Annotated in this window: 34 protein-coding genes and 1 pseudogene; 5 read left to right on the top strand and 30 right to left on the bottom strand. The window is 59.3% G+C overall.

Annotation, left to right across the window (positions count from 1 at the left end; translation table 11 throughout):
* Window position 1: 1 nt before the first annotated feature.
* Both JNB85_RS12860 and JNB85_RS12855 read right to left on the bottom strand, forming a co-directional pair.
* Window positions 2-1,318 carry a replication-associated recombination protein A gene (locus JNB85_RS12860; RefSeq protein ID WP_220334685.1) on the bottom strand — a complete coding sequence of 439 codons (1,317 nt, stop codon included), beginning with the start codon at window positions 1,316-1,318 and terminating at the stop codon, window positions 2-4.
* On the bottom strand, window positions 1,315-2,715 hold the full coding sequence (locus tag JNB85_RS12855) for a DegQ family serine endoprotease (protein ID WP_220334684.1): 1,401 nt from the start codon (window positions 2,713-2,715) through the stop codon (window positions 1,315-1,317). The genes JNB85_RS12860 and JNB85_RS12855 overlap by 4 nt, the downstream gene beginning before the upstream one ends.
* Before the next feature lie 278 nt (window positions 2,716-2,993).
* Here JNB85_RS12855 and JNB85_RS12850 point away from each other — a divergent pair, with 278 nt between their 5' ends.
* Entirely contained in the window at window positions 2,994-3,344 is a 351-nt protein-coding gene (locus JNB85_RS12850; protein ID WP_220334683.1) for a lysozyme inhibitor LprI family protein, read from the top strand.
* Between the two features lie 6 nt (window positions 3,345-3,350).
* On the opposite strand, the gene JNB85_RS12845 is transcribed toward JNB85_RS12850, so the two are convergent.
* Complete coding sequence (locus JNB85_RS12845; protein WP_220334682.1) at window positions 3,351-3,809, bottom strand: MarR family winged helix-turn-helix transcriptional regulator; 459 nt, start codon at window positions 3,807-3,809, stop codon at window positions 3,351-3,353.
* Between the two features lie 75 nt (window positions 3,810-3,884).
* Here JNB85_RS12845 and JNB85_RS12840 point away from each other — a divergent pair, with 75 nt between their 5' ends.
* The gene (locus tag JNB85_RS12840; protein ID WP_220334681.1) at window positions 3,885-4,289 is read left to right on the top strand and encodes a GFA family protein; all 405 of its coding nucleotides are present in this window, start codon (window positions 3,885-3,887) and stop codon (window positions 4,287-4,289) included.
* A gap of 58 nt (window positions 4,290-4,347) precedes the next feature.
* Here JNB85_RS12840 and ilvD read toward each other — a convergent pair whose 3' ends face one another.
* Window positions 4,348-6,186, bottom strand: a complete 1,839-nt coding sequence (ilvD, locus tag JNB85_RS12835) for a dihydroxy-acid dehydratase (RefSeq protein WP_220334680.1) — start codon at window positions 6,184-6,186, stop codon at window positions 4,348-4,350.
* Between the two features lie 319 nt (window positions 6,187-6,505).
* Between ilvD and msrP the strand changes: the two genes are divergently transcribed.
* Window positions 6,506-7,453 carry a protein-methionine-sulfoxide reductase catalytic subunit MsrP gene (msrP, locus tag JNB85_RS12830; protein ID WP_220334679.1) on the top strand — a complete coding sequence of 316 codons (948 nt, stop codon included), beginning with the start codon at window positions 6,506-6,508 and terminating at the stop codon, window positions 7,451-7,453.
* Window positions 7,453-8,115, top strand: a complete 663-nt coding sequence (msrQ, locus tag JNB85_RS12825) for a protein-methionine-sulfoxide reductase heme-binding subunit MsrQ (RefSeq protein ID WP_220334678.1) — start codon at window positions 7,453-7,455, stop codon at window positions 8,113-8,115. The genes msrP and msrQ overlap by 1 nt, the downstream gene beginning before the upstream one ends.
* A 10-nt stretch (window positions 8,116-8,125) precedes the next feature.
* Here the strand turns inward: msrQ and JNB85_RS12820 are convergent.
* A pseudogene (locus tag JNB85_RS12820) lies at window positions 8,126-8,549 on the bottom strand (ribosomal maturation YjgA family protein).
* A gap of 136 nt (window positions 8,550-8,685) precedes the next feature.
* Here JNB85_RS12820 and JNB85_RS12815 point away from each other — a divergent pair.
* Complete coding sequence (locus tag JNB85_RS12815; protein WP_220334677.1) at window positions 8,686-9,555, top strand: DUF817 domain-containing protein; 870 nt, start codon at window positions 8,686-8,688, stop codon at window positions 9,553-9,555.
* Between the two features lie 104 nt (window positions 9,556-9,659).
* Here JNB85_RS12815 and rplQ read toward each other — a convergent pair whose 3' ends face one another.
* From rplQ to rplD, 25 genes are all read right to left on the bottom strand, one after another.
* Entirely contained in the window at window positions 9,660-10,082 is a 423-nt protein-coding gene (gene rplQ / locus JNB85_RS12810; RefSeq protein ID WP_216757746.1) for a 50S ribosomal protein L17, read from the bottom strand.
* 125 nt (window positions 10,083-10,207) lie between these two features.
* The gene (locus tag JNB85_RS12805; RefSeq protein ID WP_183743760.1) at window positions 10,208-11,218 is read right to left on the bottom strand and encodes a DNA-directed RNA polymerase subunit alpha; all 1,011 of its coding nucleotides are present in this window, start codon (window positions 11,216-11,218) and stop codon (window positions 10,208-10,210) included.
* A 97-nt stretch (window positions 11,219-11,315) separates the two neighbouring features.
* The gene (rpsK, locus tag JNB85_RS12800) at window positions 11,316-11,705 is read right to left on the bottom strand and encodes a 30S ribosomal protein S11 (RefSeq protein WP_003547577.1); all 390 of its coding nucleotides are present in this window, start codon (window positions 11,703-11,705) and stop codon (window positions 11,316-11,318) included.
* A gap of 133 nt (window positions 11,706-11,838) precedes the next feature.
* The gene (gene rpsM / locus JNB85_RS12795) at window positions 11,839-12,207 is read right to left on the bottom strand and encodes a 30S ribosomal protein S13 (protein WP_183743762.1); all 369 of its coding nucleotides are present in this window, start codon (window positions 12,205-12,207) and stop codon (window positions 11,839-11,841) included.
* 217 nt (window positions 12,208-12,424) lie between these two features.
* Window positions 12,425-13,075, bottom strand: coding sequence for an adenylate kinase (locus tag JNB85_RS12790; protein WP_220334676.1), 651 nt, complete (start codon window positions 13,073-13,075; stop codon window positions 12,425-12,427).
* On the bottom strand, window positions 13,072-14,412 hold the full coding sequence (secY, locus tag JNB85_RS12785) for a preprotein translocase subunit SecY (protein WP_183743766.1): 1,341 nt from the start codon (window positions 14,410-14,412) through the stop codon (window positions 13,072-13,074). The genes JNB85_RS12790 and secY overlap by 4 nt, the downstream gene beginning before the upstream one ends.
* A gap of 235 nt (window positions 14,413-14,647) precedes the next feature.
* Entirely contained in the window at window positions 14,648-15,121 is a 474-nt protein-coding gene (rplO, locus tag JNB85_RS12780; RefSeq protein ID WP_112572293.1) for a 50S ribosomal protein L15, read from the bottom strand.
* Window positions 15,122-15,137: 16 nt separating this feature from the next.
* Entirely contained in the window at window positions 15,138-15,347 is a 210-nt protein-coding gene (gene rpmD / locus JNB85_RS12775; protein ID WP_007812887.1) for a 50S ribosomal protein L30, read from the bottom strand.
* Window positions 15,348-15,360: 13 nt separating this feature from the next.
* The gene (rpsE, locus tag JNB85_RS12770; protein ID WP_007812885.1) at window positions 15,361-15,930 is read right to left on the bottom strand and encodes a 30S ribosomal protein S5; all 570 of its coding nucleotides are present in this window, start codon (window positions 15,928-15,930) and stop codon (window positions 15,361-15,363) included.
* A 130-nt stretch (window positions 15,931-16,060) separates the two neighbouring features.
* A complete protein-coding gene (gene rplR / locus JNB85_RS12765; protein ID WP_097593488.1) occupies window positions 16,061-16,423 on the bottom strand; it encodes a 50S ribosomal protein L18 in 363 nt (120 codons plus the stop codon).
* Between the two features lie 12 nt (window positions 16,424-16,435).
* Window positions 16,436-16,969, bottom strand: a complete 534-nt coding sequence (gene rplF, locus JNB85_RS12760; RefSeq protein WP_018115513.1) for a 50S ribosomal protein L6 — start codon at window positions 16,967-16,969, stop codon at window positions 16,436-16,438.
* Between the two features lie 41 nt (window positions 16,970-17,010).
* Window positions 17,011-17,409, bottom strand: a complete 399-nt coding sequence (rpsH, locus tag JNB85_RS12755; RefSeq protein ID WP_004674934.1) for a 30S ribosomal protein S8 — start codon at window positions 17,407-17,409, stop codon at window positions 17,011-17,013.
* A gap of 12 nt (window positions 17,410-17,421) precedes the next feature.
* Window positions 17,422-17,727 (bottom strand): 30S ribosomal protein S14, encoded by a 306-nt coding sequence (gene rpsN / locus JNB85_RS12750; protein ID WP_018115514.1) that lies wholly within the window; start codon window positions 17,725-17,727, stop codon window positions 17,422-17,424.
* Between the two features lie 32 nt (window positions 17,728-17,759).
* Window positions 17,760-18,317, bottom strand: coding sequence for a 50S ribosomal protein L5 (gene rplE / locus JNB85_RS12745; RefSeq protein ID WP_007812878.1), 558 nt, complete (start codon window positions 18,315-18,317; stop codon window positions 17,760-17,762).
* Window positions 18,310-18,618: a 50S ribosomal protein L24 gene (gene rplX / locus JNB85_RS12740; RefSeq protein WP_220334675.1), complete on the bottom strand. Its 309-nt coding sequence runs from the start codon at window positions 18,616-18,618 to the stop codon at window positions 18,310-18,312. Before rplX ends, rplE begins: the two co-directional genes overlap by 8 nt.
* A gap of 12 nt (window positions 18,619-18,630) precedes the next feature.
* A complete protein-coding gene (gene rplN / locus JNB85_RS12735; RefSeq protein ID WP_003573790.1) occupies window positions 18,631-18,999 on the bottom strand; it encodes a 50S ribosomal protein L14 in 369 nt (122 codons plus the stop codon).
* A 261-nt stretch (window positions 19,000-19,260) separates the two neighbouring features.
* Window positions 19,261-19,500 carry a 30S ribosomal protein S17 gene (rpsQ, locus tag JNB85_RS12730; protein WP_018115517.1) on the bottom strand — a complete coding sequence of 80 codons (240 nt, stop codon included), beginning with the start codon at window positions 19,498-19,500 and terminating at the stop codon, window positions 19,261-19,263.
* 12 nt (window positions 19,501-19,512) lie between these two features.
* The gene (gene rpmC / locus JNB85_RS12725; RefSeq protein WP_007531673.1) at window positions 19,513-19,713 is read right to left on the bottom strand and encodes a 50S ribosomal protein L29; all 201 of its coding nucleotides are present in this window, start codon (window positions 19,711-19,713) and stop codon (window positions 19,513-19,515) included.
* 12 nt (window positions 19,714-19,725) lie between these two features.
* A complete protein-coding gene (gene rplP / locus JNB85_RS12720; protein WP_003573792.1) occupies window positions 19,726-20,139 on the bottom strand; it encodes a 50S ribosomal protein L16 in 414 nt (137 codons plus the stop codon).
* Window positions 20,140-20,177: 38 nt separating this feature from the next.
* On the bottom strand, window positions 20,178-20,912 hold the full coding sequence (gene rpsC / locus JNB85_RS12715; protein ID WP_112572305.1) for a 30S ribosomal protein S3: 735 nt from the start codon (window positions 20,910-20,912) through the stop codon (window positions 20,178-20,180).
* The gene (rplV, locus tag JNB85_RS12710) at window positions 20,912-21,301 is read right to left on the bottom strand and encodes a 50S ribosomal protein L22 (protein WP_007812866.1); all 390 of its coding nucleotides are present in this window, start codon (window positions 21,299-21,301) and stop codon (window positions 20,912-20,914) included. The genes rpsC and rplV overlap by 1 nt, the downstream gene beginning before the upstream one ends.
* A 2-nt stretch (window positions 21,302-21,303) precedes the next feature.
* Window positions 21,304-21,582 (bottom strand): 30S ribosomal protein S19, encoded by a 279-nt coding sequence (rpsS, locus tag JNB85_RS12705; protein WP_007531666.1) that lies wholly within the window; start codon window positions 21,580-21,582, stop codon window positions 21,304-21,306.
* A gap of 15 nt (window positions 21,583-21,597) precedes the next feature.
* A complete protein-coding gene (rplB, locus tag JNB85_RS12700; protein WP_183743774.1) occupies window positions 21,598-22,434 on the bottom strand; it encodes a 50S ribosomal protein L2 in 837 nt (278 codons plus the stop codon).
* An 11-nt stretch (window positions 22,435-22,445) separates the two neighbouring features.
* Window positions 22,446-22,739, bottom strand: coding sequence for a 50S ribosomal protein L23 (locus tag JNB85_RS12695; protein ID WP_007812862.1), 294 nt, complete (start codon window positions 22,737-22,739; stop codon window positions 22,446-22,448).
* Entirely contained in the window at window positions 22,736-23,356 is a 621-nt protein-coding gene (gene rplD, locus JNB85_RS12690; RefSeq protein ID WP_007812861.1) for a 50S ribosomal protein L4, read from the bottom strand. The genes JNB85_RS12695 and rplD overlap by 4 nt, the downstream gene beginning before the upstream one ends.
* Window positions 23,357-23,368: the final 12 nt, after the last annotated feature.

Raw genomic sequence — 23,368 nt, 5'->3', positions numbered from 1 at the left:
TTCAGCGCGGATTGCGCTCCTTGCGAAGTTTTTCCCACCAGTCCAGCCGTTTGCGAATCTCGCGTTCGAAACCGCGTTCCGGCGGATCGTAGAAGGTCTGGCGACCCATCTTTTCGGGAAAATAGTCCTGGCCTGAGAAAGCATCCGGCTCGTCGTGATCGTAGCGGTAGCCTTCGCCATATCCCTCGCCCTTCATCAGCTTCGTCGGTGCGTTGAGGATATGCTTCGGTGGCAGGAGCGAACCATTCTGCTTGGCAGCGATCGTCGCGGCCTTGAAGGCAGTATAGACCGCGTTCGATTTCGGTGCGGTCGCGAGATAGACGCAGGCTTCCGCCAAGGCCAGTTCGCCTTCCGGCGAGCCGAGATAGTCATAGGCATCCTTTGCGGCGTTGCAGATCACCAGCGCCTGCGGATCGGCAAGCCCGATGTCCTCCACCGCCATCCGCACCAGCCGCCGTCCAAGATAGAGCGGATCCTCGCCGGCATCGAACATACGGGCGAGATAATAGAGCGCGGCATCGGGATCGGAGCCGCGAACGGACTTGTGAAGTGCCGATATCAGATTGTAGTGACCGTCCTGCGCCTTGTCGTAGACAGGAGCTCGGCGCTGGACGATGCGCGTCAGCCCCTCGGTATCGAAGGTTTCGCCCTCGCGGGCGGCGCGCCAGACTTCCTCGGCCAGCGTCAGCACGGCGCGGCCGTCGCCGTCGGCCATACGGATCAGGCTGGCGCGCGCATCTTCGGTCAAGGGCAATGGTCTGCTCTCGACCGTCTCTGCTCGCTTCAGCAGTTCCTCGAGACTCTGCTCATCATGCGACCTGAAGGTCAGCACGCGGGCGCGCGACAGAAGGGCGGCATTGAGTTCGAAAGACGGGTTTTCCGTCGTCGCGCCGACGAGGATGACGGTGCCATCCTCCATGACCGGCAGGAAACTGTCCTGCTGGGCGCGATTGAAGCGGTGGATCTCGTCGACAAAAAGCAGCGTCTGGCGGCCGTCCATGCGGCGCATGCGAGCGGCTTCGAAGACCTTCTTCAGATCGGCAACGCCGGAGAAGATCGCCGAGATCTGCTCGAATGCCAGACCGGCCTCGCCCGACAGCAGGCGGGCGACCGTCGTCTTGCCGGTGCCCGGCGGGCCCCAGAAGATCATGGAGCCGAGCGAGCCGCTCTCGATCATGCGGCGCAGAACGCCATCCTCACCGGTCAGATGTTCCTGACCGGTGACTTCGCCAAGCGTCTTCGGCCGCAGGCGATCGGCAAGCGGCCGCCGGCTGGCGACCTCCTCCGGAACACGCGGCGCGAAGAGATCGTCGCTCATCGGAAGAACTGCCTGATACGCTGGCCATCGCGCTCGATTTCGACCCGCCAGAGCCCAGGATCTGAATCGGCAATCTCCTGCAGATCGCGGCTGGTCTTCACTTCCGCTCCATTGACAGAGACGATGATGTCCTTCGGCTCGAAACCCAGCCGAGAAGCGGGCGACCCGCCCTCGACGTCGGATATAACGACACCCGTTGAATCGAGCGGCATCCTGAGCTCATCAGCCACCCGCGGCGAGAGATTTTCCACGACCGCACCGGTAAACGGCGTGCGTCCGCCAATCGTGCGCTGGTCTCGAGGCTGGGTTTCCGGTGCGCGAGCAAGGGCAAGCGTCAACTGCTGTTCATGCCCGCTTTCCATGACCGTCAGGTTGACGGATTTGCCGAGGCCAGCCGTCGTCAACCGATAGAGAAGCGCATCCGGATGTTCGACCGGGATGCCGTCGACGGCGGTGATGACCTCGCCCACCTTGAGGCCTGCCTTGGCTGCCGGGCTGTCTGGGGTCACCTTGGCGATCAATGCTCCACGCGCCTTGTCCAGGCCGAGCGCATCGGCGACTTCGGAGGTCACTGGATCGAAGCTCGCGCCAATATAAGGCCGTTCGAAGGATTTGACGCCGGAATCGGCTGAGGCGAGAAAAACCTTGACGAGATTGGCGGGAATGGCAAAACCGATACCGTTCGACCCGCCGCCACGCGAGAAGATCGCCGTATTGATGCCGATCAGCTCCCCCTTCATGTTCATCAGCGCGCCGCCGGAATTGCCGGGATTGATCGAGGCATCCGTCTGGATGAAGAAGCCGAACTCGTTCCTGACGACCTGATTGCGGGCCAGCGCGGAAACGATGCCGCTGGTGACCGTCTGGCCGACACCGAAGGGATTGCCGATCGCCAGCACGAGATCGCCCACTTCCACTGCATCGGAATTGCCGATCGGCAGCGCCGGGAAGTCAGCCTTGCTGTCGATCTTCAACACCGCGAGATCGACGCGGTCGTCACGCAGGACGACCTTGCAAGGGAACTCACGACCATCTGACAGTGCGACCTTGATATCGTCGGCGCCCTCGATGACATGGTTGTTGGTGACGACGGTGCCGTTCGCCTCGACGATGACACCGGAGCCGAGCGAAGACTGCTTCTCGGAGCGGTTCGGCATCTGCTGGCCGAAGAACTGCTCGAAGAAGGGATCGCCGGCAAAGGGCGACTGCCGCTGAATGGTCTTTTCAGCATAGACATTCACGACGGCGCCCGTGGTCTGTTTGACCAGCGGCGCGAAGGAAAGCTGCATCTGCATCTGGCTTTCCGGCACTGTCTTGGTCTGCGCCTGAGCGTAGGCGGGCAGCAGGAGCGTCAGTGCCAGAAACGAAACGGAGGCGTGCTTGAACAGGCCGTGCATGGGAATCCTTTTGAAATGCTCTTACGAAAAATGTTGTAGCGCCCGACGCTAGAAAGGAAAGAGGGCGGAAGCATGGAAGGTAGAGGATCGCGGATTTGGGAATTTGAATCAGCAAAATCAAGCAGGCTACTGATATCTAAGCTCAAATGCAGGACGCAGTCACCGAGCAGGGACATCAGCTTGAAAGTGGGCCGATGGGTTTGATCCTTGCCGTGAAACGCAGTTGCATCATCTTTGCCGTGAGGCCGAAACAGAGTGCCCTTACAATTGGAGAGATTATGAAGACCACTGTCCCAACCGCCGTCATCTGCGCCACACTCCTCGCCCTTGCACCGGAAGGCACACGGGCGGCAAGCTTCAACTGCGATGCGAAGGAGCTACAGCCGGATGAGAAGGTGATCTGCGAGGACCGGTCGCTCAACGATGCAGATGTGAAGATGGTGACCACTTTCGAGCTGCTGTCGGGGCTGCTGGCCATGGGCGCGCGCGGTACGCTGCAGGACAAGCAGACGGCGTGGCTGAAGAAGCGGCAGGCCTGTGGCGCGGATGCCGCCTGTATTGGTGCTGCCTATCAGGAACGCTTGAAGCAACTCGGCGAGACCTACAAGAACATCAATCGTCCGCTCTGAGGATGTTCAGCCCTGATCTCTTTTGCTCTGGAAATCGGCGATCATCTCGTTGATGAGGCCGGCTGCCTGGCGAAGCCGGTCCTCGCCGTAGATGGCGCCATGTTCGTTTGCCCAGACCGTCTGTCGCGTGGCGATATCAGCAAAAACTCTCTTGCCCGCCTCCGTCAGTTCCATGAGTTTGGCGCGCTGGTGGACGGGATTGACGCGATAGGCAATCAGCCCCTCGCCTTCCAGGAGGTCGGCGATACGCTGCACACCTTGACGGGCGAGGCCAAGCGCACGCGCAGCATCTGCAACCGACATCGGCGCGTGGTCGGCCGCAGCAAGCACCTGCCAGCGCGCACTGGTCTGCCCGGCAGGTTTAGCAAGCGCATCGCCTTCAGCCTGTAAGTGGGAGGAAAGGCGGATCACGGCGATGGAGAGGGCGGCAAAGGCATCGCCGTCAGGCGTTCGTTTCTTGATCATATTGACAACATACTGTCATTCATTGATAATGACAATATGTTGTCATATCGCATAGCGATGCGCAAGGAGGAACACATGAAGAAGACCTATCACGGAAGCTGCCACTGCGGCCGGATCCGCTATGAGGCCGATATCGATATTCAGGCCGGGACGGGAAAGTGCAATTGCTCGATCTGCTGGAAGCTCCGCTACTGGGGCACCAATATCAAGCCAGAGGATTTCCGCCTGTTGTGCGAGGAGACAGGCATCAGCGACTACCAGTTCGGAACCTTCTCGGGCCATCATCGCTTCTGCGCCAATTGCGGTGTGCCAGCGTATGGCGACGGGTACATCGAGGCAATGGGCGGCGCCTATGTCTCGATCAATCTCGCCTGCCTTGACGACCTCGATCCCGTCGAGCTTGTGGAGGCGCCGGTGCGGTATTTCGACGGCAGGAACAACAGCTGGTGGACAGTGCCGGCCGAGACGAGACATCTCTGAAAATGAAAGAGCAGCTGACTCTTAATCAGCTGCTCCAACTAATCTGCAACAAGTCGGCTTATCGCGCGTTGAGATCGCGCACCGCGCCGCGATCGGCGCTGGTTGCGAAGGCAGCATAGGCCTTGAGCGCGGTCGAGACGTTGCGCTTGCGCGGCTCGGCCGGATGCCAGCCCTTCTGATCCTGCTCGGCGCGGCGGGTAGCAAGCTCCGCATCGCTGACACGCAGGCTGATCGTACGGTTCGGGATATCGATATCGATCATGTCGCCCTGGCGCACGAGGCCGATCGTGCCGCCATTGGCAGCTTCCGGCGAGGCATGGCCGATCGAGAGACCCGAGGTGCCGCCGGAGAAGCGGCCGTCGGTGATCAGGGCGCAGGCCTTGCCGAGGCCCTTCGACTTCAGATAGCTCGTCGGATAGAGCATTTCCTGCATGCCCGGGCCGCCCTTCGGGCCTTCGTAGCGGATGACGACGACATCACCGGCAACGACTTCATTGCCAAGGATGCCCTTGACGGCCGCGTCCTGGCTTTCGAAGACCTTGGCCGGGCCGGAGAATTTCAGGATCGATTCATCGACACCTGCCGTCTTCACGATGCAGCCGTCGACCGCCAGATTGCCCTTGAGAACGGCAAGGCCGCCATCCTTGGAGAAAGGATGCTCAACCGAGCGAATGACGCCGCCGACGCGGTCGGTATCGAGTTCGTCCCAGCGGGCTTCCTGGCTGAAGGCAACCTGAGTCGGGATGCCGCCGGGAGCCGCGCGATAGAACTTGCGGACTGTTTCGCTGTTGGTACGGGTTATGTCCCAGCGATCGATCGCGTCACCCAGCGTTTCGGCGTGAACCGTCGGGCAGTCACGGTTGAGAAGGCCTCCCTTATCCAGCTCGCCGAGGATCGACATGATGCCGCCGGCGCGGTGAACGTCTTCCATGTGCACGTCGGACTTGGCGGGTGCGACCTTGGAAAGACAGGGAACGCGGCGCGACAGCGCGTCGATGTCGGCCATGGTGAAATCCACCTCGCCTTCATGCGCAGCTGCCAGGATGTGCAGAACGGTATTGGTGGAGCCGCCCATGGCGATATCGAGCGCCATGGCATTCTCGAAAGCCTGCTTGGAGGCAATTACGCGCGGCAGGGTCTTCTCGTCTTCCTGCTCGTAATAGCGGCGAGCGAGGTCGACGATCAGGTGGCCGGCTTCGACGAAGAGGCGCTTGCGGTCGGCGTGCGTTGCAAGCGTCGAGCCGTTGCCGGGCAGCGACAGGCCAAGCGCTTCGGTCAGGCAGTTCATGGAGTTTGCGGTAAACATGCCGGAGCACGAACCGCAGGTCGGACAGGCCGAACGTTCGATGACCTTGACGTCTTCATCGGAAATCTTGTCGTCGGCTGCTGCAACCATGGCGTCGACCAGATCGAGCGCATGCGTCTTGCCGTGCAGGACGACCTTGCCGGCTTCCATCGGGCCGCCGGAGACGAAGACGGTGGGTATGTTGAGGCGCAGCGATGCCATCAGCATGCCTGGCGTAATCTTGTCGCAGTTGGAGATGCAGACCATGGCGTCGGCGCAATGGGCGTTGACCATGTATTCGACGCTGTCGGCGATCAGCTCGCGCGAGGGCAGCGAATAGAGCATGCCGTCATGGCCCATGGCGATGCCGTCGTCGACGGCGATCGTGTTAAACTCCTTGGCTACACCGCCGGCCGCTTCGATTTCGCGGGCGACGAGCTGGCCGAGATCCTTGAGGTGAACGTGGCCGGGCACGAACTGCGTGAAGGAGTTGACCACAGCAATGATCGGCTTGCCGAAATCCGAATCCTTCATGCCCGTGGCGCGCCAAAGGCCGCGCGCGCCAGCCATGTTGCGGCCGTGGGTCGTGGTTCTGGAACGATAAGCTGGCATCGGTGTCTTCCTCAATATCCAGGAAATGTCTGGCGATGCCGGGCGGCAAGGGATTTGCGAAGGCCGGGCAGTCGCTGCTTTTTGGAATTGTCCTAATCCAATCGGCCCAAGCTGTCACTACCGGGAATGCCCAAAGCGGTACGGGCGGCACCATCTGGCATATACGGATGCCAGGACACTTTTGTTACGGTCTATTCCATCACGGACGAACACAAAAAATTGGCTTTTCGTCCCTAAGATTCAAGGCATACACACAGACCAGAAACGCGCTATCTGCGTCTAAAGATTCACGGGTTGCCCCGCTCAGGAGGAATTCGATATGCCAGCCTATCGTCCGCCCAAGATCCGCTCCTCGGAGATCACGCCGCGCGAGGTTTACCTGAAGCGCCGGGAATTTCTTGGCGCTGCGACGTTTGGCGCGATGACGCTCTACGGCGCCGGCAAGGCGAGTGCGGCAGCGCTTACGACCGTCAGGAGCAAGTACACGGTCGATGAGAAGCTGACGCCGATCAAGGATGTCACCACCTACAACAACTTCTACGAATTCGGCCTCGACAAAGGTGATCCCGCAGCACTTGCCGGCAAGTTCAAGCCGTTGCCGTGGACGATCAAGGTCGACGGTATGGTCAACAAGCCCGGCACCTTCGATATCGAGGCGCTGATGAAGGAATTCCCGATCGAGGAGCGCGTCTATCGCATGCGCTGCGTGGAAGCCTGGTCGATGGTCATTCCGTGGAACGGCTTTCCGCTTGCTTCACTTCTCGACAAGGTGGAGCCGCAGGGCAGCGCCAAATATGTCGCCTTCGAGACCGTCGTGCGTCCCGAGGAGATGCCCGGCCAGGCCGGCCTCTTCCAGTCGCTGAACTGGCCTTATGTCGAGGGCCTGCGCATGGACGAAGCGCGTCACCCGCTGGCGCTGCTCGCCGTCGGACTCTATGGCGAGACGCTGCCGAACCAGAATGGCGCGCCCGTGCGCCTCGTCGTGCCGTGGAAATACGGTTTCAAGGGCATCAAATCGATCGTGCGCATAACGCTGACTGATCAGCAACCGAAGAACACTTGGCAGGTCACTAACCCGCAGGAATACGGCTTCTATGCCAATGTCAATCCTGCAGTCGACCATCCGCGCTGGAGCCAGGCGACCGAGCGGCGCATCGGCGAAAGCGGTTTCTTCGGCGCAAGCCGCCATCCTACACTGCCCTTCAACGGCTATGCCGACGAAGTTGCCAGCCTCTACGACGGCATGGATCTGAGGGTGAATTTCTGATGACGGCGTTTTCGCTCGCCATTCCGAAGCGCTGGCAGCCTGCCTCCGTGTGGCTGCTCTATGTCGTCGGGCTCGTGCCCGCCGCCTGGTATTTCTACCTCGGCGCGACGGATCAGCTCGGTGCCGATCCGGTGAAGACATTCGAGCTCTGTCTCGGCATCTGGACGATCCGTTTTCTGATCCTGACGCTTGCCGTCACCCCTGCCCGCGATCTCCTCGGCTGGAATTATCTGCGCTATCGCCGCGCGCTCGGTCTTCTGACCTTCTACTACGCGCTGATGCATTTCACCGTTTACATGGTACTCGATCAAGCGCTGGATATCGCTGCCGTCATCGACGACGTCGTGAAGCGCCCCTTCATCATGTTCGGCATGGGTGCATTGGCGATGCTCGTCCCGCTTGCCATCACATCCAACAATTTCTCGATCCGCAGGCTTGGCAAGAACTGGATCTGGCTCCATCGTCTCGTCTACATCATCGGCGCATGCGCGGCGCTGCACTTCGCACTATCGACGAAGATCCTCAGCCTCGAACAATATATCTATGTCGGGCTGATCATCGCGCTGATCCTCTACCGCTCCTACAAGCCGATCGGACGGAGCCGGAAGAAGGGGCAAGGACGCGCACGTGGCGGCCGTGCGGTGGCTTCATCGGCTTCGTAAAGCCGCGCGTTTAAGACCCAGAAGGCGATGATTGCCTACGCGCCGGATCAGGCGCATAGGCGGCACTATTCCGAAAGCGTATGCGACCACATTCCAGAGCGAGAATACCCGCCCAAGCAGCAAGGCGCCTGCGGTCGTCAGCCTGAAGGCATCAAGCCAAGGGGTGTGGTAGAGCCGAAGAGCTCGACGCATATGGCGATAGCGAATGCGGTGGTGGCAATTCCTGCAGGTCGGATTCCTGCGCTGAGGCATTCGACAGCAAATGCCAGCAGAAAATACACCATCGATCCCCAAAGCAGCGAACCACCATATTTAACGACGACGAAGGGCAGATCGACGGAGTAGCCGAAGCGCCTGAGTGTCGAACCGGAAACGATAGTGAGCAGGAGAGCTGCGAAGCGCTGGATCTGGACGTGTTCGATAATTTTGCGCAAATTCAAAAGGTCACCACAATCCTAACCGATTTCAGCTGCCTAATTTCCAAACATCAAGCTATCAAGCTGTTACTGTCACCTTATAACTTGAGCTGTAGCTTCGCCCTGCCTCGTAACAAAGATCGCTCACCGTCATATGCCAAAAGTCGCCGCACATCCGGAATTGCTGCCTCTCCTGGATAGGCATTTGATCGACCGGCCGACCGATCTGCAACGCAGAGGTATCGAGCGCTTCGTTGTCGAACTCCTCTATTTCGGTCTTAAAGAAGCTCGGGCCTGCCTCTTTGCGGGCCTGTTTTTTCTGGCGGTATTCCTGGTCCCGCGTACGGGCATCGTCGGTGTCCCGCGTTATGATCTGCTGCTGATCATAGCCCTTACTATTCAGGTCTGGATGATCTGGGCAAAGCTCGAAACCCTGGATGAATTGAAGGCGATTTCGATCTTCCATCTGGTCGGATTTGCACTGGAGGTCTTCAAGACCTCGGGCAACATCCAGTCATGGAGCTATCCGGATTTCGCCTACACGAAACTGTTCGGCGTCCCGCTCTTCTCCGGTTTCATGTACGCAGCCGTCGGCAGCTACATCATCCAAGCATGGCGTCTGTTCGATCTGCGGGTGAAACATCATCCGCCTTATTGGATGGCCGGTCTTATGGCATTGGCGATTTATGCCAATTTCTTCACTCACCATTATACAGGCGATTACCGCTGGTACATTGCCGCCTGTACACTCGGCCTCTACGCGCGCGCAACCATCATCTTCAGGCCCTATGATCACGACCGGAAGATGCCCCTGCTCCTCGCCTTCGTCCTGATCGGCTTCTTCATCTGGCTTGCTGAGAACATCAGCACGTTCTTCGGTGTCTGGCGATATCCCAATCAACTCGGAGCATGGTCAACCGTCCATATCGGCAAGTGGAGTTCATGGTGCCTGCTGGTGATTATGACCTTTACGATCGTCGCCAATCTCAAGCACATCAAACGAAGCATTCACGTGCCTGATTGAACGAACGGCGATCAACGCTGATCCCTTACCTCTTCACCGAAACCATCACAAACGAAAAAGCCGGGCGCAAGACCCGGCTTTTCTGCTTTCTGAAACCTGAAATCTCAGGCAGCGACAGACTGCTCTTCAGCAGCGACGCGGGCCTTGTCGGCTGCGCCCTTTGCATAGGTGTCGCGGTCAACGAATTCGATGACGGCGAGAGCAGCGTTGTCGCCCTGGCGGAAGCCGGCCTTCATGATACGCAGGTAGCCGCCGTTGCGGGTGGCGTAACGCGAAGCGATCGTGTCGAAGAGCTTCGAAACGACGGCGGCGTCCTTGATTTGCGAGATCGCCTGACGACGAGCGTGCAGGTCGCCGCGCTTGCCGAGGGTGACGAGCTTTTCAACGATCGGACGGATTTCCTTGGCCTTCGGCAACGTCGTGACGATCTGCTCATGGGTGATGAGCGAAGCCGCCATGTTGGCGAACATCGCCTTGCGGTGGCTTGCAGTTCTGTTCAGCTTGCGGCCGGCTTTACCATGGCGCATTGCTATTCTCCTTTAATGCAGTGCCCTTACTTCGTTACCGGGCCTGCCGTTTCCTGGCACATGCAGGCGATAGGCCTGCTGTTTGACGGGGAAAGGCAGCCGTGAAGAGCCTGCCTTTTTGGTTCTTAATATTGGTCTTCGTAGCGCTTGGCGAGATCTTCGATGTTCTCGGGCGGCCATGCCGGCACTTCCATGCCGAGGTGCAGGCCCATGGAAGCGAGAACTTCCTTGATTTCGTTCAGCGACTTGCGACCAAAATTCGGGGTTCGGAGCATTTCTGCTTCGGTCTTCTGAATGAGGTCGCCGATGTAGACGATATTGTCGTTCTTCAGGCAGTTTGCCGAACGAACGGACAATTCGAGCTCGTCCACCTTCTTGAGGAGAGCCGGGTTGAAAGCGAGTTCGGTGACTGCTTCCTCTTCGGTTTCCTTCTGCGGTTCGTCGAAGTTGACGAAGACGCCAAGCTGGTCCTGCAGGATGCGTGCCGCGAAAGCGACGGCATCTTCGCCGGAAATAGAGCCATCGGTTTCGATGGACATGGTCAGCTTGTCGTAGTCGAGAACCTGTCCTTCGCGGGTATTTTCAACCTTGTAGGACACTTTCTTGACCGGCGAATAGAGGCTGTCCACCGGGATGAGGCCGATCGGAGCATCTTCCGCGCGATTGCGATCGGCCGGAACGTAGCCCTTGCCGTTGTTGACGGTGAACTCCATGCGGATCTCGGCACCCTCGTCAAGCGTGCAGATGACATGCTCGGGGTTGAGGATTTCGATATCGCCGACCGTCTGGATGTCACCAGCCGTTACAACACCCGGACCCTGCTTGCGCACGACCATGCGTTTGGCATCGTCGCCATCCATCTTGATGGCGATTTCCTTGATGTTGAGCACGATGTCCGTAACGTCCTCGCGAACGCCCGGGATCGAGGAAAATTCATGCAGCACGCCGTCGATCTGCACGGCCGTAACAGCGGCACCGCGCAGAGAGGAGAGCAGCACGCGGCGCAGCGCGTTGCCGAGGGTGAGGCCGAAACCGCGCTCAAGCGGCTCCGCAACGAGAGTTGCCTTGGTGCGCGAACTCGAAGAGAACTCCACCTTGTTCGGCTTGATCAATTCCTGCCAGTTCTTCTGAATCATAATTTTGCCTTCCGTTCGTTGCCACCATCCAATCGTGGCAACCGAGCTTGAAAACCACCGGGAGCGCCGAGGCGCTCACCAGTGACGATAGCGATGATCAGACGCGGCGCTTCTTGCGCGGACGGCAGCCATTGTGCGGGATCGGGGTCACGTCGCGGATGGACGTGATCATGAAACCGGCAGCCTGGAGCGCGCGCAGAGCCGATTCACGGCCTGAACCCGGGCCGCAGACTTCGACTTCCAGCGACTTCATGCCATGTTCCTGAGCCTTCTTGGCGCAGTCTTCGGCAGCGATCTGGGCAGCGAACGGGGTCGACTTGCGCGAGCCCTTGAAGCCCTTGGCGCCAGCAGACGACCAGGCAATCGCATTGCCCTGCGCGTCGGTGATGGTGATCATCGTGTTATTGAAGGTCGAGTTGACGTGAGCGACACCCGACGAGATGTTCTTACGCTCGCGACGGCGAACGCGGACGGCTTCCTTAGCCATGGTATTCCTTTCGTTGATCTCTTCACCGCCGTAATCCCAGCGGCTACACCGGAGCGGCGCCTATATGACTCCACTCCAAACTCAAAAGAGGCCGGCGCAAACCGCCAGCCTCCTCACTCCGGTCTCCCGGAAATTACTTCTTCTTACCAGCGATCGCCTTTGCGGGACCCTTGCGGGTGCGGGCATTGGTGTGCGTGCGCTGACCACGGACCGGAAGGCCACGACGGTGACGCAGGCCGCGGTAGCAGCCGAGGTCCATCAGACGCTTGATGTTCATCGCGGTTTCGCGACGAAGATCACCTTCGACCTGATAGTCACGGTCAATGGTTTCGCGGATCTGAAGGATTTCAGCATCCGTCAGCTGATGAACGCGGCGATCAGCCGGAATACCGACCTTCTCGACGATTTCCTGCGCGAATTTCGATCCAATCCCGTGAATGTAGGTCAGCGCGATGACGACGCGCTTTGCAGTCGGGATGTTGACGCCAGCGATACGTGCCACGCCTATTCTCCTTGCATTCCAGTTGCCATCCGGCAATAGGGCTTCGTTATGCAGCCAGGGGCCGCTCGATTAATTCGGGTTCGCAACATCACAAAACGATCGAACCCGGACTTCCTTCGGGAAATCCGCGCCGATCGCAGGGAATGTCGCGAGTTGGCGCGGTTTAGCGGAATCAGTGCAAAAAAGCAACCGCTCCCGCAAGTTTATTTTCAAAGCTTTAAAGCTTGGAAAGAATGCGTTCGATCTCGGTCGTAACCTGATCGATTTCGGCCATGCCATCCACGGACTTCAGTTTGCCCTTGGCATAATAATAGCCGATCAGCGGCGAGGTTTCCTTGTAGTACACCTCGAGACGCTTTGTCATGGTCTCGGCATTATCGTCGGGACGACGCTTGAAGTGGGTCGAACCGCACTTGTCGCAGACGCCTTCCTTGGCCGGGATCTTGTCCGAGTCGTGATAGACGGTGCCGCACTCGGCGCAAGAGTAACGGCCTGCCACGCGGCGGACCAGCTCTTTGTCGTCGACACGGAATTCGATGACAACAGAGAGATCAAGACCCTTGGCCTTCAGCATCGCCTCTGTTGCATCTGCCTGCACGAGCGTGCGCGGGAAGCCGTCGAGGATGAAACCGTTGGCGCAATCGGGCTGATCGATCCGTTCGGAGACGATCGCATTGACAATCTCGTCCGAGACCAGGTTTCCGGCGTCCATGACAGCCTTGGCGCGCTTGCCGACTTCAGTACCGGCCTGAACGGCGGCGCGCAGCATGTCACCCGTGGAAAGCTGCGGAATGCCATGCTTTTCCACGATCCGCTGGGCCTGGGTCCCCTTACCCGCGCCCGGCGGCCCCAAAAGTATAAGTCTCATCGCCCCCTCTTTCCTCCACGCAGCTTCGATTTCTTGATCAAGCCTTCGTACTGCTGTGCGATCAGGTGGCCCTGGATCTGTGCCACCGTATCAAGAGTTACGCTAACCACGATCAAAAGCGAAGTCCCACCAAGGGATAATGGGATGCCGGTTTGCGACACCAGAATCTCCGGCAGGATGCAGACGAAGACGAGATATATAGCGCCGATCACCGTGATACGGGTCAGCACATAGTCGATATACTCAGCGGTACGGTCACCCGGACGAATGCCGGGGATGAAGCCGCCATGCTTCTTCAGATTGTCGGCCGTGTCCTTCGGATTGAAGACGATGGCCGTATAGAAGAAGGCGAAGAAGGCAATCAGAGCTGCATAGAGGACCATGTAGAGCGGCTGGCCGTGGCCAAGCGCTGCAACGATGGAGGTGGCCCAGGCGGGCATCGCCGTCGTGCTGGCAAAGCCTGCGAGCGTCGCCGGCAGAAGCAGCAGCGAAGATGCAAAGATAGCCGGGATGACGCCCGAGGTGTTCAGCTTCAGCGGCAGGTGCGAGGTATCGCCCTGGAACATGCGGTTGCCGACCTGACGCTTCGGATACTGGATGAGCAGACGGCGCTGCGCACGCTCGACGAAGACGATGACGGCAATGACCGCGATTGCGACGACAATGACGGCCAGGATGAGCGTCGTCGACAGCGCGCCAGTACGGCCGAGTTCCAAAGTACCCGCAAGAGCGGTCGGAAGACCGGCAGCAATGCCTGCGAAGATGATGAGCGAAATGCCGTTGCCGATGCCGCGCGAGGTGATCTGCTCACCGAGCCACATCAGGAACATGGTGCCGCCGAGCAGCGTCAGAACGGTCGAAATCTTGAAGAACCAGCCCGGATCGACGACGAGGCCATTGCCGCTCTCGAGACCGACGGCAATGCCGTAGGCCTGGAGCGCGCCGAGGATGACCGTGCCGTAGCGGGTGTACTGGTTAATGATCTTGCGGCCCTGCTCACCTTCCTTCTTCAGATTTTCGAGCGCCGGCACGACCGAGGTCATGAGCTGCACGATGATCGAAGCGGAGATGTAGGGCATGATGCCGAGCGCGAAGATCGCCATGCGCTGCACGGCGCCGCCCGAAAACATGTTGAAGAGGCCGAGAATGCCGCCAGCCTGACCCTGGAAGGCCTGGGCGTATGCCTGTGGATTGAGGCCTGGAAGCGGAATATGGGTACCAAGCCGGTAGACGAGGAGAGCTGCCAGTGTGAACCACAGGCGCTTCTTAAGATCCTCGGCTTTGGCGAAGGTCGAAAAATTGAGGTTTGAAGCCAGTTGTTCCGCTGCAGAAGCCATGCGTTTCTCCGCGCTACCAATTCCGGGCGCTCTCGAGTCGGCCGGCACCGGAATCAGTATGAATTTCTTTTAAAAACCGGGCTTCGGACGGATCGCTGGCGCAACCCTATGCCCCACCCTCGTTTTCAGTCTTACCGTCTCGACGCGGATGCGTCCAAGCAGGTTCTTGTGAGGCTCACATATGGGAGCAAAATCGCCCGGTGTGAAGCACCCCGGGCGATATATCATGAGTTTATTATTCTGCAGCTGCGGCAGAAAGAAGCGTCACCTTGCCGCCAGCCTTTTCGATCTTCTCAACGGCAGACTTGGAAGCGCCTGCAACTTCGAGGGTGATCTTGGCCTTGAGCTCGCCGTCGGCGAGAACGCGAACGCCATCCTTGGCGCGGCGGATGACGCCAGCGGCCTTCAGAGCAGCTGCATCAACGGTTGCCTTCGCGTCGAGCTTGCCGGCATCGACGGCAGCCTGGATGCGTGCCAGCGACACAACGACGTAGTCGGCTGCGAAGATGTTGTTGAAGCCGCGCTTCGGCAGGCGACGGTAGATGGGCATCTGACCGCCTTCGAAGCCGTTGATGGCGACGCCCGAACGGGACTTCTGACCCTTTACACCGCGACCGCCGGTCTTGCCGGAGCCCGAGCCGATACCGCGGCCGAGGCGCTTGCGGCTGTGGGTAGAGCCTTCGTTGTCTTTGATTTCATTGAGTTTCATGAGCGTTACTCCGGACTCACTTCTCGTCGACGACGCGAACGAGATGCTGGACTGCACGGATCATGCCACGAACGGCCGGAGTATCCTCCAGCGTGCGGCGACGGTGCATCTTGTTCAGTCCGAGACCGATCAGCGTGCGCTGCTGGACGTCCGGACGGCGAATCGGGCTGCCGATCTGTTCGATCGTAACAGTCTTCGCTTCAGCCTTCTTGGTAGCCTTGGCCATTGGTCAGCTCCTCTTATTCTTCAGAGGCGTTGCCAGAAGCGGCACGGCGAGCCTGGAGCGTAGCATACTTGATGCCGCGCTGGGCTGCGATGTCCTTCGGGTGAACCTGGTGCTTCAGAGCGTCGAAGGTAGCGCGAACCATGTTGTAGGGGTTCGACGAACCGGTCGACTTGGCAACGACGTCGTGAACGCCGAGCGTTTCGAAAACGGCGCGCATCGGACCGCCGGCGATGATACCGGTACCGACCTTGGCCGAGCGCAGCAGAACCTTGCCGGCGCCATGACGGCCGTGAACGTCGTGATGCAGCGTACGGCCGTCACGGAGCGGTACGAAGATCAGTTCGCGCTTGGCGGCTTCAGTTGCCTTGCGGATGGCTTCCGGCACTTCGCGTGCCTTGCCATGGCCGAAACCTACGCGGCCCTTCTGGTCGCCGACGACGACGAGTGCTGCGAAACCAAAACGACGGCCGCCCTTGACGACCTTGGCGACGCGGTTGATTGCGACAAGCTTGTCGACGAATTCGCTATCGCGCTCTTCGCGGCTCTGGCGGTCTTCCCGCTGCGGCCTTCTTTCCTGTGCCATTGTCCTCTTCCTTTTTCTTTTCCGGGTGCAATCGGCAAACAAAACGAGGACCGCATCGGCTTCCTCTGGGGAACGATTTGCGGTCCGGTGAAATCCGGCCGAAGACTATGAAAGCTTCGGCCGGAAACTATTAGAAGGTCAGACCGCCTTCGCGGGCTGCATCTGCCAGGGCCTTGATACGGCCGTGATAGATGAAGGCGCCACGGTCGAATACGACCTCGGTAACGCCTGCCTTCGATGCGCGCTCTGCAACGAGCTTGCCAACGAGGGCAGCTGCTGCTGTGTCGGCACCGGTCTTCAGAGAACCGCGCAGATCCTTGTCGAGGGTCGATGCAGCGGCAAGCGTCTTGCCGGCAACATCGTCGATGATCTGTGCATAGATGTTCTTCGACGAGCGATGAACCGACAGGCGCGGACGGCCATTGGCCACCGACTTGAGATGACGGCGCACGCGGTTGGCACGACGTGCAAGTGCTTCTTTCCTGCTAGCCATTTCGCGTGATCCTTACTTCTTCTTGCCTTCTTTGCGGACAATCCGCTCTTCGGCATACTTGACGCCCTTGCCCTTGTAGGGCTCCGGACCGCGGTATTCGCGGATCTCGGCGGCGACCTGGCCGACCTGCTGCTTGTTGATGCCGGTGACGACGATTTCCGTCGGCTTCGGCACAGCGATCGTGATGCCCTGCGGCGGCTCATAGACCACGTCGTGGCTGAAACCGAGCGCCAGCTGCAGGTTCTTGCCCTGCAGCGAAGCGCGGTAACCAACGCCGTTGATTTCAAGCTTGCGCTCGAAGCCGTCCTTGACGCCCTTGAAGATGTTTTCGATCATCGTGCGGGACATGCCCCACTTCGAACGAGCTTCCTTCGTCTGGCTGATCGGCGCTACGACGACCGCATTGTTTTCGAGCTTCACGCTGATTTCGTCGTTTGCGACGAAAAACAGCTCGCCCTTCGGGCCCTTAGCGGTAACCTTCTGGCCATCGACCGTAGCCGTGATCCCAGCAGGCACCTGAACGGGCTTCTTACCGATACGAGACATGTTTCAATCCTGTCTGTTCGCTATGGAGACCCTGCGCAGTCTTAGAAGACCGAGCAGAGAACCTCGCCACCAACGTTCTGTTCGCGAGCCTGGTGATCGGCCATCACGCCCTTCGGGGTCGAAAGGATGGTGATGCCGAGGCCGTTCGCGACCTGCGGAATGGACTTGACCGAGACATAAACCCGGCGGCCCGGCTTGGACACACGGCCGATCTCACGGATCACCGATGCGCCTTCATAGTACTTGAGTTCGATGTTCAGCTCGGACTTGCCGTTGCCGAAATCGACGACGGAATAGCCACGGATGTAGCCTTCGGACTGGAGAACATCGAGAACACGTGCACGGAGCTTGGAAGCAGGCGTCGAAACCGACGACTTGCGACGCGAAGCACCGTTGCGGATACGGGTGAGCATATCGCCCAACGGATCAGTCATTGTCATCTAACCTGCTCCTTACCAGCTCGACTTGACGATGCCCGGCACCTTGCCGAGATTGCCCAGTTCGCGCAGCGCGATACGCGACATGCGCAGTTTACGGTAGTAAGCGCGCGGACGACCGGACACTTCGCAACGGTTGCGAATGCGGGTCTTCGATCCGTCGCGCGGCAGGGATGCCAGCTTGATCGAGGCCTTGAACCGCTCTTCGATCGGAAGAGCCTGGTTCATGATGATCGCCTTCAGAGCAGCGCGCTTGGCGGCCTGGTTTGCGACCGTATTACGGCGGCGCTTGTTCTTTTCAACTGCGCTTGTCTTCGCCATGTCAGGTTCCTTTTCTACGCTCGTCGTTACGGTTACTGACGGAACGGGAAGCTGAACTCCGTGAGGAGCGCGCGAGCTTCGTCGTCGGTCGTTGCCGTCGTGCAAACGATGATGTCCATGCCCCACATCTGATCAACCTTGTCGTAGTTGATTTCTGGGAACACAATGTGCTCCTTGATGCCCATGGCGAAGTTGCCACGGCCGTCAAAGCTCTTCGGGTTCAGGCCGCGGAAGTCGCGAACGCGCGGAAGCGCGATGTTGACCAGGCGATCCAGGAACTCGTACATGCGGGCGCCGCGCAAGGTGACCTTCGCGCCGATCGGCATGTTTTCGCGGACCTTGAAGCCAGCGATAGAGTTACGTGCGCGGGTGATGACCGGCTTCTGGCCAGCGATGGCAGCCAGGTCGGCAGCAGCAACGGTCGGCTTCTTGGAGTCAGCCGTGGCTTCGCCCACACCCATGTTGATAACGATCTTGTCAAGCTTCGGGATCATCATTTCGTTGGCGTAGGAGAACTTCTCCTGCATCGCCTTACGAATCCGCTCGACATATTCCTTCTTGAGCCGCGGCTCGTACTTTGCCTCAGCCATCGATCACTTCTCCCGAACGCTTGGCCACGCGGACCTTCTTGCCGTCAACAACCTTGAAGCCAACGCGGGTCGGCTTGCCGTCCTTGTCGACGATGGCGACGTTGGACAGGTGGACCGAAGCTTCCTTCGAAATAATCCCGGCTTCCTGAGTCTGCGTCTGGCGCTGGTGGCGCTTTACAACGTTAATCCCGCGAACCACAGCGCGATCTTCCTTCGGCAGGACCTGGATGACTTCGCCAGTGCGACCCTTGTCCTTACCTGCGAGCATGACGACCTTGTCGCCCTTACGAATCTTCTGCATCGTTCCCGCTCCTTACAGTACTTCGGGAGCCAGCGAGATGATCTTCATGTGGTTCTTTGCGCGAAGTTCGCGCGGAACCGGTCCGAAGATACGGGTGCCGATCGGCTCTTTCTTGTTGTCGATGAGGACTGCTGCGTTGGTATCGAAGCGGATGACAGAGCCATCCGGACGACGGATGTCCTTGGCGGTACGAACGACAACCGCCTTCATCACGTCACCCTTCTTCACACGGCCGCGCGGAATAGCTTCCTTGATCGAAACGACGATGACGTCGCCGATCGAGGCATACTTGCGCTTCGAGCCGCCCAGCACCTTGATGCACATGACACGACGTGCGCCGGAATTATCCGCGACGTCGAGGTTTGTTTGCATCTGAATCATATCAGGTCGCCTTCTTGTTCTTACCGGAATGGTTGGGCAAAGCCCCCTCTTCCGGCTTATGAAAATTGTCTACCGGCCGCTCGTCACGAGGACAGCGAAAACGCGGCAATAGCTTGAATAGCGCGGGGTAGATCATTGCCAGGGTGGTTTCCCAGATGGGACCTTCCGTGCGCTTAAAGCAAAAGAACGCCCGGCATTCGAGCGTTCCGACGCTGCTTCATACAGAAATTTCCGCGAGACGCAAGGCCTCGCGCAAAATTCTTACTTGGCCTGGGCGGCAACGACCGTCCAGCGCTTGTCCTTCGAGATCGGTGCGCACTCCTCGATGGAGACGATATCGCCGATCTTGTACTGATTGTTTTCGTCGTGGGCCTTGTACTTCTTGGAACGACGAACGGTCTTCTGGAGCAGCGGATGAGCGAAACGACGCTCAACGCGAACTACGACAGTCTTCTCGTTCTTGTCGCCAACGACGACGCCCTGCAGAATGCGCTTCGGCATGTTTTTCTTCCTTTACGCCTTTGCTTCTGCCGCCTTCTGGCGGGCAATGGTTTTGACGCGGGCGATGTCCTTGCGGACTTCGTTGATGCGCGAGGACTTCTCGAGCTGGCCGGTCGCCTTCTGGAAGCGCAGATTGAACTGCTCCTTCTTCAGGTCGGCAAGCTTGTCCTTGAGCTGGTCGGCCGTGAGGCCGCGTACTTCTTCGGCTTTCATCGTGCCTTCTCCTTACTCTGCGATGCGCTGTACGAAGCGCGTCTTGACCGAGAGCTTGGCCGAGCCGAGGCGAAGCGCTTCACGCGCGATTTCCTCGGAGACACCGTCGATCTCGAACATCATACGACCGGGCTTGACCTTGCATGCCCAGTATTCCACGGAACCCTTACCCTTACCCATACGGACTTCGGTAGGCTTTGCGGTTACCGGAACGTCCGGGAACACGCGGATCCAAACACGGCCGGCGCGCTTCATGTAACGCGTGATCGCGCGGCGGGCCGCCTCGATCTCGCGAGCGTTAACGCGGTTCGGCTCCTGAGCCTTCAGGCCGAATTCGCCGAAGGCAAGGTCGGAACCGCCCTTGGCAACGCCCTTGATGCGGCCCTTGAACTGCTTGCGGTACTTAGTACGCTTTGGCTGCAACATTTTCTTACTTCTCCGAGCTTATCTTTCGCCAGCGCTAATTACGCGTTGTCGCGTTCGCGGCGACGATCGCCACGGTCGCGTTCGCGGCTTGCCGGGCCCTGTGCGTCGCCTTCCAGCGCGCGGCGTTCGGAAGCCATCGGATCGTGCTCAAGGATTTCGCCCTTGAAGATCCAGACCTTGATGCCGCAGATACCGAACGCGGTTTCGGCTTCAGCCGTACCGTAGTCGATGTCAGCGCGCAGGGTGTGCAGCGGAACGCGGCCTTCGCGGTACCATTCCGTACGAGCGATTTCCGCACCGCCGAGACGGCCTGCGCAGGTGATCTTGATGCCTTCGGCGCCAAGACGCATCGCGGACTGGACGGCGCGCTTCATGGCGCGGCGGAAAGCCACGCGGCGCTCGAGCTGCTGGGCGATCGACTGAGCAACGAGCGTTGCGTCGATTTCCGGCTTGCGCACTTCAACGATGTTGAGGTGCGTTTCGGAGTTCGTCATGTCCGACAGCTTCTTGCGGAGCTTGTCGATGTCGGCGCCCTTGCGGCCGATGATCAGGCCCGGACGGGCCGAGTGGATCGTGACGCGGCACTTCTTGTGCGGACGCTCGATGACCACCTTGGAGATACCGGCCTGCTTCAGTTCGCTCATGACGAACTTCCGCATCTTCAGGTCTTCGTGCAGGAGCTGGCCGTATTCGGCATTGTCCGCAAACCAGCGGCTATCCCAGGTACGGTTGATGCCAAGACGGAAACCAATCGGATTGATTTTCTGACCCATTATGCGGCCTCCTCTTGTGCCTGCACTTCACGAACGACGATCGTCAGGTGAGCGAACGGACGTTCGATCCGCGATGCGCGGCCGCGGCCGCGAGCGTGGAAGCGCTTCATGACGATCGACTTGCCGACATAGGCCTCGGCGACGACGAGAGCGTCGACGTCGAGGTCATGGTTGTTCTCAGCGTTGGCGATCGCAGATTCAAGCGTCTTCTTGACGGCGCCTGCGATACGCTTGCGGGAGAATTCCAGCTCAGCGAGTGCACGCTCGACCTTCTTGCCGCGGATAGCTGCGGCAACCAGGTTGAGCTTCTGTGGGCTGACGCGGAGCGTACGGGCGACTGCTTGCGCCTCGTTGTCCTTCAGCCGGCGTTCGGCTTTAGCCTTACCCATCGTTACTTCCTCTTTGCCTTCTTGTCCGCGCCGTGACCGTAGTAGGTACGGGTCGGAGAGAATTCACCGAATTTATGACCGACCATGTCTTCATTGACACTGACCGGAACATGCTTGCTGCCGTTGTAGACGCCGAAGGTGAGACCAACGAACTGCGGCAGGATCGTGGAGCGACGGCTCCAGATCTTGATTACTTCTGCACGTCCGCCTTCACGAACCTTCTCAGCCTTCTTGAGAAGATAGCCGTCAACAAACGGACCTTTCCATACTGAACGAGCCATTGAGGACTTCCTCTCTTACTTCTTACGCTGATGACGCGAGCGCATGATCATCTTGTCGGTCGACTTGTTCGACCGGGTGCGCTTGCCCTTGGTCGGCTTGCCCCACGGCGAAACCGGATGACGGCCGCCCGAAGTGCGGCCTTCACCACCGCCATGCGGATGGTCGACCGGGTTCATGACGACGCCGCGGTTATGCGGACGCTTGCCGCGCCAAACAGTACGACCGGCCTTACCGTCGTTGATGTTGGCATGGTCAGGGTTCGACACCGCACCAATCGAAGCAAGGCAGGTGCCGTGCACGAGGCGCTGTTCGCCCGAGTTCAGGCGAAGGATCGCCATGCCCTGGTCACGGCCGACGAGCTGCGCGTAGGAACCGGCAGAGCGGGCAATCTGACCGCCCTTGCCCGGCTTCATTTCCACGTTGTGGATGATGGAGCCGACCGGGATGTACTGCAGCGGCATCGTATTGCCGGGCTTGACGTCGACAGCCTTGTCGGAAGCGATGACCTTGTCGCCGGCAGCAAGACGCTGCGGAGCGAGGATGTAGGCCTGTTCGCCGTCAGAGTAGCGGACGAGCGCGATGTAAGCCGTGCGGTTCGGGTCGTATTCGATACGCTCAACCGTGCCTTCAACGTCGAACTTGCGACGCTTGAAGTCGATGATGCGATAGGTACGCTTGTGACCGCCGCCGATGAAGCGGGCCGTGATGCGGCCGAGGTTGTTACGGCCGCCGCTCTTGGTCAGACCTTCCGTCAGCGCCTTGACCGGCTTGCCCTTGTAGAGGCCCGAACGGTCGACGATGACCAGCTGGCGCTGGCTCGGGGTCGTCGGATTGAAAGTTTTCAATGCCATCTTTTTATTCCTCAGAGACCGGTGGAGACGTCGATCGTCTGGCCTTCGGCCAACGTCACGACAGCCTTCTTCACGTCCTGCTGCTTGCCGACAAAACCGCGGAAACGACGGGTCTTGCCCTTGCGCAGCAGAGTGTTGACAGCCGTAACCTTGACGCCGAAGAGCGCCTCGACTGCAGCCTTGATTTCCGGCTTCGTCGCCTTCTTGGCGACATTGAAAACAACCTGGTTGTTTTCCGATACCAGCGTGGACTTTTCGGTGATCGCAGGAGAAACGATCACATCGTAGTGGCGGAGATCGGTCACTTGAATCGCTCCTCTAGCGCTTCAACGGCAGCCTTGGAAAGCACGAGCTTGCCGCGGCGGACGATGTCGTAAACGTTGATGCCCTGGATCGGCAGAACATCGATGTTCGGGATGTTCTGGGCAGCGAGCTTGAAGTTACCGTCGAGCTCGGCGCCGCCGATGAAGAGGGCGTTGGTGAGGCCCAGCGTTGCGAATACGCCGGCCAGAGCCTTCGTCTTTGCTTCGTTGGCGACCAGATCATCAATGATGATCAGTTCGTCTGCCTTGATCTTAGCGGACAACGCATGACGCAGGCCGAGTGCACGAACCTTCTTGGGAAGGTCGTGTTCGTGGCTGCGAGCAACCGGGCCATGAGCCTTACCACCGCCGCGGAACTGCGGAGCACGAGCCGAATGGTGACGAGCGCGGCCCGTACCCTTCTGCTTGTACATCTTGGCGCCGGTGCGCCAGACGTCTGCGCGGCCCTTTGCCTGGTGCGTGCCCTGCTGCTTCTTGGCAAGCTGCCAGCGGATAACGCGGGCGAGAATATCTTCACGGGGCTCAAGGCCGAAAATCGCTTCCGAAAGGGAAACCTTCCCAGCGTCTTTTCCCTCGAGGGTCTTGACGTTCAATTCCATTGGTCTGGCTCC

The organism is Rhizobium mesosinicum (genome assembly GCF_019511345.1).
In the GTDB taxonomy this organism is placed as follows: domain Bacteria; phylum Pseudomonadota; class Alphaproteobacteria; order Rhizobiales; family Rhizobiaceae; genus Rhizobium; species Rhizobium mesosinicum.
The sequence above is the reverse complement of the archived record's forward strand: the minus strand, read 5'-3'. Positions and strand labels throughout refer to the sequence as shown.

Coding starts and splice junctions, on each gene's coding strand:
- JNB85_RS12860 (WP_220334685.1), bottom strand. CDS start 1,318: ATGAGCGACGATCTCTTCGCGCCGCGTGTTCCGGAGGAGGTCGCCAGC.
- JNB85_RS12855 (WP_220334684.1), bottom strand. CDS start 2,715: ATGCACGGCCTGTTCAAGCACGCCTCCGTTTCGTTTCTGGCACTGACG.
- JNB85_RS12850 (WP_220334683.1), top strand. CDS start 2,994: ATGAAGACCACTGTCCCAACCGCCGTCATCTGCGCCACACTCCTCGCC.
- JNB85_RS12845 (WP_220334682.1), bottom strand. CDS start 3,809: ATGATCAAGAAACGAACGCCTGACGGCGATGCCTTTGCCGCCCTCTCC.
- JNB85_RS12840 (WP_220334681.1), top strand. CDS start 3,885: ATGAAGAAGACCTATCACGGAAGCTGCCACTGCGGCCGGATCCGCTAT.
- ilvD (WP_220334680.1), bottom strand. CDS start 6,186: ATGCCAGCTTATCGTTCCAGAACCACGACCCACGGCCGCAACATGGCT.
- msrP (WP_220334679.1), top strand. CDS start 6,506: ATGCCAGCCTATCGTCCGCCCAAGATCCGCTCCTCGGAGATCACGCCG.
- msrQ (WP_220334678.1), top strand. CDS start 7,453: ATGACGGCGTTTTCGCTCGCCATTCCGAAGCGCTGGCAGCCTGCCTCC.
- JNB85_RS12815 (WP_220334677.1), top strand. CDS start 8,686: ATGCCAAAAGTCGCCGCACATCCGGAATTGCTGCCTCTCCTGGATAGG.
- rplQ (WP_216757746.1), bottom strand. CDS start 10,082: ATGCGCCATGGTAAAGCCGGCCGCAAGCTGAACAGAACTGCAAGCCAC.
- JNB85_RS12805 (WP_183743760.1), bottom strand. CDS start 11,218: ATGATTCAGAAGAACTGGCAGGAATTGATCAAGCCGAACAAGGTGGAG.
- rpsK (WP_003547577.1), bottom strand. CDS start 11,705: ATGGCTAAGGAAGCCGTCCGCGTTCGCCGTCGCGAGCGTAAGAACATC.
- JNB85_RS12790 (WP_220334676.1), bottom strand. CDS start 13,075: ATGAGACTTATACTTTTGGGGCCGCCGGGCGCGGGTAAGGGGACCCAG.
- secY (WP_183743766.1), bottom strand. CDS start 14,412: ATGGCTTCTGCAGCGGAACAACTGGCTTCAAACCTCAATTTTTCGACC.
- rplO (WP_112572293.1), bottom strand. CDS start 15,121: ATGAAACTCAATGAAATCAAAGACAACGAAGGCTCTACCCACAGCCGC.
- rpmD (WP_007812887.1), bottom strand. CDS start 15,347: ATGGCCAAGGCTACCAAGAAGGCTGAAGCGAAGACTGTTACGATCGAA.
- rpsE (WP_007812885.1), bottom strand. CDS start 15,930: ATGGCACAGGAAAGAAGGCCGCAGCGGGAAGACCGCCAGAGCCGCGAA.
- rplR (WP_097593488.1), bottom strand. CDS start 16,423: ATGGCTAGCAGGAAAGAAGCACTTGCACGTCGTGCCAACCGCGTGCGC.
- rplF (WP_018115513.1), bottom strand. CDS start 16,969: ATGTCTCGTATCGGTAAGAAGCCCGTTCAGGTGCCTGCTGGGATCACG.
- rpsH (WP_004674934.1), bottom strand. CDS start 17,409: ATGACAATGACTGATCCGTTGGGCGATATGCTCACCCGTATCCGCAAC.
- rpsN (WP_018115514.1), bottom strand. CDS start 17,727: ATGGCGAAGACAAGCGCAGTTGAAAAGAACAAGCGCCGCCGTAATACG.
- rplE (WP_007812878.1), bottom strand. CDS start 18,317: ATGGCTGAGGCAAAGTACGAGCCGCGGCTCAAGAAGGAATATGTCGAG.
- rplX (WP_220334675.1), bottom strand. CDS start 18,618: ATGCAGAAGATTCGTAAGGGCGACAAGGTCGTCATGCTCGCAGGTAAG.
- rplN (WP_003573790.1), bottom strand. CDS start 18,999: ATGATTCAGATGCAAACAAACCTCGACGTCGCGGATAATTCCGGCGCA.
- rpsQ (WP_018115517.1), bottom strand. CDS start 19,500: ATGCCGAAGCGCATTCTGCAGGGCGTCGTCGTTGGCGACAAGAACGAG.
- rpmC (WP_007531673.1), bottom strand. CDS start 19,713: ATGAAAGCCGAAGAAGTACGCGGCCTCACGGCCGACCAGCTCAAGGAC.
- rplP (WP_003573792.1), bottom strand. CDS start 20,139: ATGTTGCAGCCAAAGCGTACTAAGTACCGCAAGCAGTTCAAGGGCCGC.
- rpsC (WP_112572305.1), bottom strand. CDS start 20,912: ATGGGTCAGAAAATCAATCCGATTGGTTTCCGTCTTGGCATCAACCGT.
- rplV (WP_007812866.1), bottom strand. CDS start 21,301: ATGGGTAAGGCTAAAGCCGAACGCCGGCTGAAGGACAACGAGGCGCAA.
- rpsS (WP_007531666.1), bottom strand. CDS start 21,582: ATGGCTCGTTCAGTATGGAAAGGTCCGTTTGTTGACGGCTATCTTCTC.
- rplB (WP_183743774.1), bottom strand. CDS start 22,434: ATGGCATTGAAAACTTTCAATCCGACGACCCCGAGCCAGCGCCAGCTG.
- rplD (WP_007812861.1), bottom strand. CDS start 23,356: ATGGAATTGAACGTCAAGACCCTCGAGGGAAAAGACGCTGGGAAGGTT.